Below are 10,635 nucleotides of genomic sequence, written 5' to 3'. Positions count from 1 at the left end.
CAACGGCGATGCCCCCCGAGCTGCCGCCTGAGACCGCCCCCGAGCCGCCACCGCTGCCGGCCGCGCTGCTGCGGGTCTGGCCGGTGATCGGTGCCGGGGCCGCCGGCTTCTGCTGCGCGACCATCGCCGCGTTCGCGATACCGGGCCTGGAGTCGTGGCGGCCGGTGAGCGTGGCCGGGCTGGGGGTCGGCGTCCTGGGCACCACGATCTTTCTGGTGCAGCGCGAAGCGGCGCGCCGCGGTGCGCGCGGCGCCCAATCCGGACTGGAACACGAATAGAGTTGCGGCCGATCAAGGAGGAATGACATGGCAGCCCCGCTGTTGAAGGCAGAGATCGACATCAAGGCACCGGTCACCGAGGTATGGAACCTGATCTCCGACTTTCGGCGGATGCCGGAGTGGAGTCCGCAGTGCCGGTGGATGAAACCGCTCGGTGCGCTACGCCCGGGCACCCGCACCATCAACGTCAACCGGCGCGGCCGGTTGTTCTGGCCGACCACCTCGGTCATCACCGAATTCGTCCCGGATCGCAAGCTGGCCTTCCGGGTCACCGAGAACCACAGCGTGTGGAGCTACGAACTTGAGCCGACCGCCGACGGCACCCGGGTCACCGAGAGCCGCCGCGCCGACGACGGAATCACCTCGGTCTCCACGTTTTTGACGAACAAGTTCATGGGCGGGGTCGAGAGCTTCGAGCAGGAGTTGGTTGCCGGCATGAAGGCCTCGCTGGAGCGGATCAAGGCCGCCGCCGAACACCGCTGACCCGCACCGCAAGTGGAGTAGTATCCCAGCGTCGAAAGTGGGAGGGAGCCATGGAAACAACGCAATCCGGCCCGGGCATGCTGAGCGGCATCGCAGCGACGGCAGTACTGCTGGCCGCCGGGTTGGCTCCGGTGGCCGCACCCGAGGTCAGCACGCACGCGGTCACCGAGGCGTCCGCCCAGGTGTCGACCGAGGTGGCGTTGACCGGCAGCGCGTTGATCGACGGCATCGACGGCATCATCGCCGACCTCGCGGCCTCCGACGACACCCCCGGCCCGGCCGATGCGTTCGACATCGCCGGGCTGTTCAACGCGGAACTGGCTGCGGCCCAAGGGTTTTTCAATAGTCTGTTCAGCCTGCCCGGGACGTTGTTCAATGACGTCTCGAACGTGGTCACCAGCCTGGTCAACCTCGACTTCGGGATGGCCTTCAGTGAGGCGGTCACCATCCCGCAGGACATCATCAACTATGTGCTCGGGCTGCCCGGGCTGGTGATCAACACCGTCTTCAACATGGTCGTGGTGCTCCCGGGCGAGTACCTCTTCAACTTCGGCTAAGGAGTGCCCGGCTCCCCCGGTTCGGCCGGGGGTTCGGCAGGCGTTTCCGTGGCGGCAGCACCGGTGTCGGCTTCTGGTTCGAGCGGTTCGGTCTCGGCCGGGGCGACCGTGGCCGGCTCGGCCACCGCCTCAACCGGCTCGGCCGGCGCCTCAGCCGGTTCGGCAGTGCTGATCTCGGTGGCGGCATCGCTTTCGACGATCTCGAGCACCCCGTCGTCGTAGGGGTCGTAGGCCGGGGAACCAGTGCCCGCCGGTGCCGGGGTGTCACTGTGGGCGCCGCAGCCGTACTCCGCGTCGACCACCCGACCGTCTGCCGACATCTCGTTGCCGCACGCCCCGAACGCCGTGCCGAGCGCGCCGGCCAGCGGCAGATAGAAGCCGCAGTCACGACAGACCCGCTTGGTCGACCGCGCCATCGCCGAATCCGGGCCGTACTCGCCGTCATGCCAGCGCTGCGCCGCCTCGGCGCGGCCCAGTGGGCTCATCAGCCAGCGCCGGCCCAGACCGATCTCGCCGGCCACCTCGTCCAGCTCCGGGTCGCCGGTCGAGGTGTAGCCCGGAACCAGTCGCGGATCGTCAGCCGGCGGCGCCAGCAGATCCCCCGGTCCCAGGTCGCCAGGACGGATCCGCTGATCCCATGGCACCCATTCCGGCGCCAACAACGCCGTGGGTCCCGGAACCAACACCACCTCGCTGATTGTGGAGTGCGCAGCACCTGGGATGGCGGCGACGACGACCGCCCACTGCCAGCCCTGATAGCCGGGCAGCAGCGCGGCGAACCGGTGGGTGGCGGCGGTCGCGTCCTCATAGTCGACGCCCAGGTGTTCACCGACGGTGTCGGCGCCGCTGAACTCGGCGACGGCCGCCCGGGCCTGCTCGACGGCCGCGGCCAGCACCGCGGGCACCGCGACGGTCGCGGTCTGTGATTCTGCGCTGGGTCGCATCACGCGGGTCCCTTCCCTTCAATGACGTCCCTAATACTGCCGCAGCGCGGTCCGCTCAGCCACACGCAGGCACGAACGCGGCCTGCACGGCGGGGCGACGGTGATAGGGAAGAATTGAGTCGTGTCTGTACGGCGGCGTGATCTCCCCGACCCGGGCCGGCGCCGCGGGCCCCGCAACGGCTCGCCCGGCGAGCACCCCGGCATGGCCAATTACCCCAGCAACGGCCCCGGCGAGCAGCGCCATCGCAAGCCGATGCCCAGTGCCAACCGCTACCTGCCGCCGCTGCGCGAACACACTGAAGCACCCCGGCGGCACAGCCCGCCGGGCGACGCGGGCAGCGGTGACCGCGTCACCGTGACCCGGGCGGCTGCGGCCCGCAGCCGGGAAATGGGCTACCGGATGTATGGGCTGGTGCAGCGGGCCGCCACGGCCGACGGTGCCGACAAATCCGGGCTGACCGCGCTGACCTGGCCGGTGGTGGCCAACTTCGCGGTGGACGCGGCGATGGCCGTGGCGCTGGCGAACACGCTGTTCTTCGCTGCGGCCAGCGGGGAGAGCAAGGGCCGGGTGGCGCTGTACCTGCTGGTGACGATCGCGCCCTTCGCGGTGGTCGCGCCGCTGATCGGTCCCGCGCTGGACCGCATCCAGCACGGCCGGCGCGCGGCGCTGGCCTTGTCGTTCGCGCTGCGCACCGTGCTGGCGCTCGTGCTGATCGCCAACTACGACGGCGCCGCCGGCACCTTCGGCTCCTGGGTGCTCTACCCGTGCGCGCTGGCCATGATGGTGCTGTCGAAGTCGTTCACGGTGCTGCGCAGCGCGGTGACGCCGCGGGTGATGCCGCCGTCGATCGATCTGGTGCGGGTCAATTCCCGCTTGACGATGTTCGGTCTGCTCGGCGGGACGATCGTGGGCGGCGGCGTTGCCGCGGGCACCGAATACGTGTTCACCCGGCTGCTGGCGCAGCCGGGGGCGCTGTTCGTGGTCGTCGCGGTCTCGGTGGCGGGGGCGGGCCTGGCGATGCGGATCCCGCGGTGGGTGGAGGTGACCGCCGGTGAAGTCCCGACCACCCTGAGTTATCGCTTCGACGAACCTCGCCGCAGCTGGCCCGAACAGGTCAAGCGGGCCGGCGGGGCGCTGAGCCAACCGCTGCGTCAACCGCTGGGCCGCAACATCATCGCCGCGGTGTGGGGCAACTGCACCATCAAGGCCATGGTCGGCTTTCTGTTTCTCTACCCCGCGTTCGTGGCCAAGCAGCACGACGCCAACGGCTGGGTGCAGCTGGGCATTCTCGGGCTGATCGGCGCCGCCGCCGGGGCGGGGAACTTCGCGGGCAACTTCACCAGCGCCCGGCTGCAACTGGGCCGGCCCGCGGTGTTGGTGGTGCGCTGCACCATGGCAGTGACCGCCGTCGCGCTGGCGGCGGCGGTGGCCGGAACCCTGGTGATGGCAGCGATCGCCGCCCTGGTCACCTCCGCTGCCAGCGCGGTCGCGAAGGCGTCGCTGGACGCCGCGCTGCAGGACGACCTGCCCGAGGAGTCCCGGGCGTCGGCGTTCGGCCGCACCGAGTCCACCCTGCAGCTGGCCTGGGTGCTCGGCGGTGCACTGGGGGTCTTGGTATACACCGACCTGTGGGTGGGCTTCACCGCGATCACCGCGCTGCTGATCCCGGGGCTGGCCCAGACCATCCTTTCCTTCCACGGCGACTCGCTGATCCCCGGCCTGGGTGGCAACCGTCCGGTACGGATCGAGCAGGACGGCGCCCGCCGCGATCAGACAGGGGTGATGACCAGGTGAAACGCTCGACGGCCGTGCTGGTAACGGTGCTGGTGGTGATGGCGGCGGCGCTCGCCGGAATCGGGACCTGGTGGTTCACCCGCGGCGACGAGCCGACTCCGCCGCAGATCAGTGCCTACTCCAAGGGGCGCCTCACCCACGCCGGGCCCTACATGTACTGCGATGTGCTCGACCTCAACGAGTGCGTGCTCACCGAGGCGCGGGGCACGCTGACGGTCGACGCGCGCCATCCGGTCCAGCTGTCGGTGGACAGCGCCATCGGCCGGGCGCCGTGGCGGCTACTGCGGCTCTACGACGATCCGGCCGAAGCCACCGCCAAGTTGTATTCGCCGGGCAGCACCCTGGCGGTCACCGTCCCCACCGTCGACCCGCAGCGCGGGCCCCTGCGTGGTCTGGTGGTGCAGCTGCTCACCCTGGTCGTCGACCGGGACACCGGCGAGAAATTCGCCGTGCCGCACGCCGAATGGGCGCTGGGCCTGCAGTGGAGCCGTCAGACCGCTGCCGGTTGAGCTCCGTGCCCGGCGGTCACCCGCTCGGGCTCCGGCACCGGGCCCGGCGGGGTGCCGTCACCGAATGGCCTGCCGCCCAACGTTTCCCGGCCGTGCGGTGATAGCCAATTCGACAGATCCGGCCCGTCGGGAACGATCCCGGATGGATTGATGTCGGCGTGCACGATGTAGTAGTGCCGCTTGATCTGGACGAAGTCGATGGTGTCGCCGAACCCGGGCGTCTGGAACAGGTCGCGGGCATAAGCCCACAGCACCGGCAGCTCAGACAGCTTCTGCCGGTTGCACTTGAAATGCCCGTGATAGACCGCGTCGAAGCGGGCCAAGGTGGTGAACAGCCGCACGTCAGCCTCGGTGATGGTGTCGCCCACCAGGTAGCGCTGGTGCGTCAGACGATCACTGACCCAGTCCAGCGCGCTGAACAACCGGTCGTAGGCGGCGCTGTAGGCGTCCTGACTGCCGGCGAAGCCGCACCGGTAAACCCCATTGTTGATCTCGGTGTAGATCCTTTTACCCACCTCGTCGATCTCGGCGCGTAGCGGTTCGGGATACAGCTGCGGGGCGCCGTCGCGGTGATAGGCCGCCCATTCGGTGGAGAAGTCCAGGGTGATCTGGGCGAAGTCGTTGGTGACCACCGCACCGGTGGGCACGTCGACGATCGCGGGCACGGTGATGCCTTTGGGATAGTCGGGGAACCGTTTGAAGTAGGCGTCTTGCAGCCGCGGGATCTTCAACACCGGATCGACGCCGCCGGGGTCCAGATCGAAGGTCCAGCTGCGCTGATCGTGAGTAGGGCCGCAAAACCCAATGGAGAGAACGTTTTCCAGTCCGAGCAGCCGCCGCACGATGATGGTGCGGTTGGCCCACGGACAGGCCCGCGCGACGATCAGCCGGTACCGGCCGGGCTCGACGGGATACCCGTCGCGGCCATCGGCGGTGATCCGGGTGGTGATGTAGTCGGTGTCGCGTTCGTAGTCACCACCGGCGAGGTAGCTGGCCATGATTACCAGCGTGCCACAGTCGTGCAGCGCCGATCTCAGCTTCGGTGTGCGCTGGAGGCGGCCCCGGAACGTCGGGCCAGGTCGGTTTCGGTGGAGGGGCCCGGCTCCCAGTGCGCGATCCACGGTCCGGTGCCCTCGGACGGATCGAGGATGCCGGCCTCCAGCCAGGTGTAGCGGTCCTCGAGCACCGCGTGGGCCAACCGAACATCGCTGCGGTCGGTGTTGGTCCACAACGCGGCGAACAGCGCCTCGACCCGCAGCCGCGACTGCTGACAGAATGCATCGGCGAGCTGATAGGCCTGCTGCCCTTCACGCGGGTCAGCCACCCGCTGCGCCTCCGCGCGCACGCATGCCGCCGCCATCGCGAACAGCTCGGCGCCGATATCGACGACGCGACCCAGGAATCCCTGTTTTTTCTCCAGTCCGGCCTGCCAGCGCGCCATGCCGTAGAAGGTGTTGCGCGCCAGCTTGCGGGAGTGCCGTTCGACAAAGCGCAGATGCGGCGCCAGCCGGCCGAACTCTCGGTACCCGCCGGGGCGTTGACCGTCACCGAAGACCAGTTGCGGCAACCACTTTGAGTAGAAACCGCTGGCCCCGGCAGCCGATTTCGCCTTTTGCCGCAGACTCGCCTTGGGGTTGGCGAGATCACCGACGGCGCTCAGGTGTGGATCGACGGCTTCGCGCGCGATCAGCAGCCGCATGATCTCGCTGGATCCCTCGAAGATGCGGTTGATCCGCAGGTCGCGCACCAGCTGTTCCACCGCGACCGCCCGCTCCCCGCGGGCGGCAAGCGACTCCGCGGTCTCATAACCGCGGCCGCCGCGGATCTGTAGCAACTCGTCGGCGATGACGCAGGCCATTTCACTGGACCACAATTTGGCCAGCGCCGCCTCGATCCGGATGTCGTTGCGGCCTTCGTCGGCCATCTGACCGGAGAGCTCCAGCACCGACTCCAGCGCGTAACCGGTGGCGGCGATGAACGCGATCTTGGTGGCCACGGCCTCGTGCTCGCCGACCGGTTTGCCCCACTGGACCCGCTCACGCGACCACTCCCGGGCGATCTTCAGCGCCCACTTCGCCGATCCGGTCGCCATGGCGGGGATGGCCAACCGTCCGCCGTTGAGGGTGGTCAGTGCGATCTTCAGGCCGTCCCCCTCACGCCCGACCAGATTCTCGGCGGGCACCCGGACCCGGTGCAGCCGGGTCACGCCGTTCTCGATACCGCGCAACCCCATGAACGTGTTGCGGCGCTCGACGGTGATGCCGGGCGAATCGGCTTCCACGACAAAGGCGCTGATGCCTCCCCTGCGCCCCTGGTCTTTGGGCACCCGGGCCATCACCACCAGTAGCTCAGCGATAACGCCGTTGGTAGTCCAGAGTTTCACCCCGTCCAGTTCGTAGGCGGCACCGTCCTCGATCGGTGTCGCGGTCGCGGCCAGCCGCGCCGGATCAGAGCCCACGTCCGGCTCGGTCAGCAGGAACGCCGACACCGCCCCGGCCGCGCACCGCGGCAGGAACTTCTTCTTCTGCTCCTCGGTGCCGGCCAGTTTGAGCGGTTCGGGCACCCCGATCGACTGATGGGCGCTCAGCAACGCCCCCAGGCTGGGATGCACGCTGGACACCATCATCAGCGCCCGGTTGTAGGCGACCTGCGACATACTCAGACCGCCGTACTCGGCGGGAATCTTCAGCCCGAAACAGCCGAGCTCGGCCAGCCCTTTGACGTAAGCATCGGGGATCTGCCCGTCACGCTCGATGACGGTGCCGTCGAGGGTTTCGAGAAACTCCCGCAGCCGGCCCAGAAAGTCCTCGCTGCGGGCGGCGTCGGTCTCCGAGGGCCTGGGAAACGGGTGAATCAACTCAAGCGGGAACCGCCCCAAAAACAGTCCCTTGGCGAAGGACGGCTTATCCCAACCACTTTCGCGGGATTCCTCCGCGACAGCCCTGGCTTGTTCCTCGGTGACGCCTACCTGTTGTGCCATCGGGCACCTCCCGGTTCGACAGCGCTCGTTGAGCGACTACCAACCGGTGTTCCCCAAACGGGCCGGCCACTACACCTTGCGCGGCGCGGACTTAGGCGTCGAGCTCGCGGGCCACGGCCTTGACCACCTCGGACACCCGACGGGCGGTCTTGCGGTCCGGGTACCGCCCCTTACGCAGCTCCGGCTGCACCGTGCCTTCCAGCAGGGTGATCATGTCTTCGACCATGCCGTGCAGCTCGTCGGGGCTGTGCCGGTGCTCGGCGGGAGCCGCCTCGCGACGGGTGCGGGACAGGCTCGGCGGCGGGTCGATCAGCTTGAGCGTCAGCGCCTGAGGTCCACGACGGCCGGCGGCCACCCCGAATTCCACCCGCTGACCCGCCTTGAGACCCTCCACACCGTCCGGCAGAGCCGAGGCGCGGACATAGACGTCCTCACCTTCCTCTTGGGACAAGAAGCCGAAGCCCTTCGCGGCGTCGTACCACTTCACCTTGCCGGTCGGCACTGGTCTCACCTGCTGTCTTACTGATCACGTACCTGAGGGACATAAATGAAGCGTCCCGCCTGCGCAGGACGCGTCAAGAGCTGATCCTACTCGGAAGGCGGCCCGCGGAGCACCCCGGTTTCCTCGGTAAGCTGGTGGCGCCGCTGGAGAAGATATGCACCGGACGTTGAACCTGATCCGGGCGCTTGCCGGCCGACCGAATCGGACACGCATATGACGTTGAGGCAACGGGGTCTGCAGACACCACCACCGCAGGTGGACGCTGCCGGCGCGGACGACAAGAACGCCGCCCGGCAGGCCTTCGACGAAGCCGTGCAGCGAGCCATCGCCGAACAGATGCCGACCTCCGGGCCGCTGGTCGACACGTTCGGCCGGGTGCACACCGATCTGCGGATATCCCTGACCGACCGCTGCAACCTGCGCTGCACCTACTGCATGCCGGCCGAAGGCCTGGACTGGCTTCCCGGCCAGCACCTCCTGCAGGACGACGAGCTGATCCGGCTGATGCGTATCGGCGTCACCCGGCTGGGCATCACCGACATCCGGTTCACCGGCGGCGAGCCGTTGCTGGCCCGCCATCTCGAGGACGTGGTGGCCGCCGCGGCGAGCCTGCGGCCGCGTCCCGAGATCGCGCTGACCACCAACGGCCTGGGGCTCGCACGGCGAGCCGGTGCCCTGGTGGCCGCCGGGCTGGATCGGATCAACGTGTCGCTGGACACCGTCGACCGTGCCCACTTCGCCGAGATCACCCGGCGGGACCGGCTGCCCGACGTACTCGACGGTCTCGACGCCGCCGCGCGGGCCGGGATGAAGCCGATCAAGGTCAACGCCGTGCTCGCGCCCAAGGTCGCCGGCGAGGACATCATCAACCTGCTGCGCTTCTGCCTGCAGCACGGCTACCAGTTGCGGGTTATCGAGATGATGCCGCTGGACGCCGACCACAATTGGAACCGCCACGCCGGGCTCGGTGTCGAGCAACTCTTGGAGATGGTGCAGGCGCAGTTCGCCCTGCGGCCCGATCCGAAGCCACGGGGCTCCGCACCGGCCGAAGTGTGGCTGGTGGATGAGGGCCCGGACCACCCGGCCGGAACGTTTGGGATCATCGCCTCGGTGTCGCGCCCGTTCTGCGGTGACTGCGACCGGACCCGGCTCACCGCCGACGGCCAGATCCGCAACTGCCTGTTCGCCGCCGAGGAGTCCGATCTGCGGGCCCTGCTTCGCAACGGCTCTGACGATGACGCCATCGAGCACGCATGGCGTGCCGCGATGTGGACGAAGAAGGCCGGCCACGGCATCAACAATCCGGATTTCATCCAGCCGGACCGGCCGATGAGCGCGATAGGTGGTTGACCCATGACGCAGCAGACCGACAGCAGCACCGTCGTTGCGGTGACCGTCCGCTACTTCGCCGCGGCGCGAGCGGCCGCCGGCGTCGAATCGGAAATCGTCCAGGTGCCCTCCGGGGCCGGCGTGGCCGAGCTGGCCGAGACGCTCGCGGGCGGAAATGAGCGGCTGGCGACGGTGCTGGATCGCTGCTCCTACCTCCGGGACGGGGTCGCGGTGCGCGACCACGCGGCGGCGCTAAAGCCCGGCGAGACCATCGACGTACTGCCCCCGTTCGCCGGCGGATAGCATGATCTACGTCACATAACGAATTGATCACGGACCGACAACGGCTTGATACATAGCGCTTTGACCTGCGCAAACGCTGGCGTTTCCTGGTGTTTTGAGAAGAACCGGCAGAGAAAACACCCCGCGCGCCTTAGCGTGACGATGCCGGTAAGACCGGTTACGGTACATCTCCGGGTGCATCGAAAACCTTCCGGTCGATCCACCTTTCCCCTCCCGTAGCGCCGAACTCCATCCAACGGGCGAGGAACACCAACGAATACCTGATGGATGGAGGCGGGGGACCCGACCGGTCCGCCGCGAGCGGACCTGGGGCCACCCTCGGCCCCTTGGGGCGAAGCCGTAGGACGCACCGCGGTGCGCCAAGGCCGGGCAGTCTTCTCCAGCCCGAACCCGACGCTGACCTCGCAGGCGTAGACAGAGAGGAATTCACCACCGTATGAGTGGACGGCATCGCAAGCCCACCCAGTCAAACGTCAACATCGCCAAAATCGCCTTCACCGGAGCCGTGATCGGTGGCGGCAGCCTTGCCCTCGCCGGGCACGCCGCCGCAGCCACCGATGACGAATGGGACAGCGTCGCCCGCTGCGAATCCGGTAACAACTGGGGCATCAACACCGGCAACGGCTACCAGGGCGGCCTACAGTTCGCCCCGAGCACCTGGAGCGCGCACGGCGGCGGCAAGTACGCCCCGTCGGCGCACCTGGCCAGCCGGGAGCAGCAGATCGCGATCGCCGAGCACGTGCTGGCGACCCAGGGACGCGGTGCGTGGCCGGTCTGCGGCCGCGGCCTGTCCGGCGCGAGCCCGCGGGAGGTTCCCGCGACCCCGGCTGACGCTCCCATCGACAACCCGGACGTCAACGGCCAGACCGTCGCCATGGACAACCCGATGGCTCCGCCGCCGGCCCCCGAGCCGGCACCCTGGTGGGCCCCGCCGGCCCCGGAGGGCACCTGGACG

The 10,635-nt window shown here is 68.7% G+C and carries 12 protein-coding genes and 1 riboswitch; of the genes, 8 read left to right on the top strand and 4 right to left on the bottom strand.

The features are described 5' to 3' along the window. Positions 1-8 precede the first annotated feature (8 nt). Genes A5694_RS07140 through A5694_RS07130 form a run of 3 tightly spaced genes read left to right on the top strand, consistent with a single transcriptional unit; the run spans position 9 to position 1,318 of the window. Positions 9-278 (top strand): DUF2530 domain-containing protein, encoded by a 270-nt coding sequence (locus tag A5694_RS07140; RefSeq protein ID WP_064921142.1) that lies wholly within the window; start codon positions 9-11, stop codon positions 276-278. A 27-nt stretch (positions 279-305) separates the two neighbouring features. Further along, complete coding sequence (locus tag A5694_RS07135) at positions 306-761, top strand: SRPBCC family protein (RefSeq protein WP_064921141.1); 456 nt, start codon at positions 306-308, stop codon at positions 759-761. Between the two features lie 50 nt (positions 762-811). Beyond that, positions 812-1,318, top strand: coding sequence for a hypothetical protein (locus A5694_RS07130; RefSeq protein WP_064921140.1), 507 nt, complete (start codon positions 812-814; stop codon positions 1,316-1,318). Here A5694_RS07130 and A5694_RS07125 read toward each other — a convergent pair. Continuing rightward, a complete protein-coding gene (locus A5694_RS07125; protein WP_064921139.1) occupies positions 1,315-2,262 on the bottom strand; it encodes a DUF3027 domain-containing protein in 948 nt (315 codons plus the stop codon). The two genes, A5694_RS07130 and A5694_RS07125, sit on opposite strands and share 4 nt — an antisense overlap. A 202-nt stretch (positions 2,263-2,464) precedes the next feature. On the opposite strand from A5694_RS07125, the gene A5694_RS07120 reads away from it, so the two are divergent. Both A5694_RS07120 and A5694_RS07115 read left to right on the top strand, forming a co-directional pair. Beyond that, complete coding sequence (locus A5694_RS07120; protein WP_234786413.1) at positions 2,465-4,057, top strand: MFS transporter; 1,593 nt, start codon at positions 2,465-2,467, stop codon at positions 4,055-4,057. Further along, positions 4,054-4,566, top strand: a complete 513-nt coding sequence (locus A5694_RS07115) for a DUF2771 domain-containing protein (protein WP_064921137.1) — start codon at positions 4,054-4,056, stop codon at positions 4,564-4,566. Before A5694_RS07120 ends, A5694_RS07115 begins: the two co-directional genes overlap by 4 nt. On the opposite strand, the gene A5694_RS07110 is transcribed toward A5694_RS07115, so the two are convergent. From A5694_RS07110 to A5694_RS07100, 3 genes are all read right to left on the bottom strand, one after another. Then, positions 4,548-5,564 (bottom strand): glutathione S-transferase family protein, encoded by a 1,017-nt coding sequence (locus A5694_RS07110; RefSeq protein ID WP_064921136.1) that lies wholly within the window; start codon positions 5,562-5,564, stop codon positions 4,548-4,550. The genes A5694_RS07115 and A5694_RS07110 overlap by 19 nt on opposite strands. 35 nt (positions 5,565-5,599) lie before the next feature. Beyond that, complete coding sequence (locus A5694_RS07105) at positions 5,600-7,546, bottom strand: acyl-CoA dehydrogenase family protein (RefSeq protein ID WP_064921135.1); 1,947 nt, start codon at positions 7,544-7,546, stop codon at positions 5,600-5,602. 91 nt (positions 7,547-7,637) lie between these two features. After that, positions 7,638-8,048 carry a cold-shock protein gene (locus A5694_RS07100; RefSeq protein WP_064921134.1) on the bottom strand — a complete coding sequence of 137 codons (411 nt, stop codon included), beginning with the start codon at positions 8,046-8,048 and terminating at the stop codon, positions 7,638-7,640. 213 nt (positions 8,049-8,261) lie between these two features. On the opposite strand from A5694_RS07100, the gene moaA reads away from it, so the two are divergent. From moaA to A5694_RS07085, 3 genes are all read left to right on the top strand, one after another. Beyond that, on the top strand, positions 8,262-9,398 hold the full coding sequence (gene moaA / locus A5694_RS07095; protein ID WP_109535625.1) for a GTP 3',8-cyclase MoaA: 1,137 nt from the start codon (positions 8,262-8,264) through the stop codon (positions 9,396-9,398). Positions 9,399-9,401: 3 nt separating this feature from the next. After that, positions 9,402-9,680 (top strand): MoaD/ThiS family protein, encoded by a 279-nt coding sequence (locus A5694_RS07090; protein WP_064921133.1) that lies wholly within the window; start codon positions 9,402-9,404, stop codon positions 9,678-9,680. Positions 9,681-9,927: 247 nt separating this feature from the next. Beyond that, a riboswitch (cyclic di-AMP (ydaO/yuaA leader) is annotated at positions 9,928-10,107 on the top strand. A 9-nt stretch (positions 10,108-10,116) separates the two neighbouring features. After that, the coding region (locus tag A5694_RS07085; RefSeq protein ID WP_165605192.1) for a transglycosylase family protein at positions 10,117-10,635 on the top strand (519 nt) is incomplete at its 3' end.

This window comes from Mycolicibacter sinensis, from assembly GCF_001667945.1.
Lineage (GTDB): Bacteria > Actinomycetota > Actinomycetes > Mycobacteriales > Mycobacteriaceae > Mycobacterium > Mycobacterium sinense_B.
Note: the sequence above shows the minus strand (reverse complement) of the source record. Positions and strands in the feature narration are given on the sequence as shown.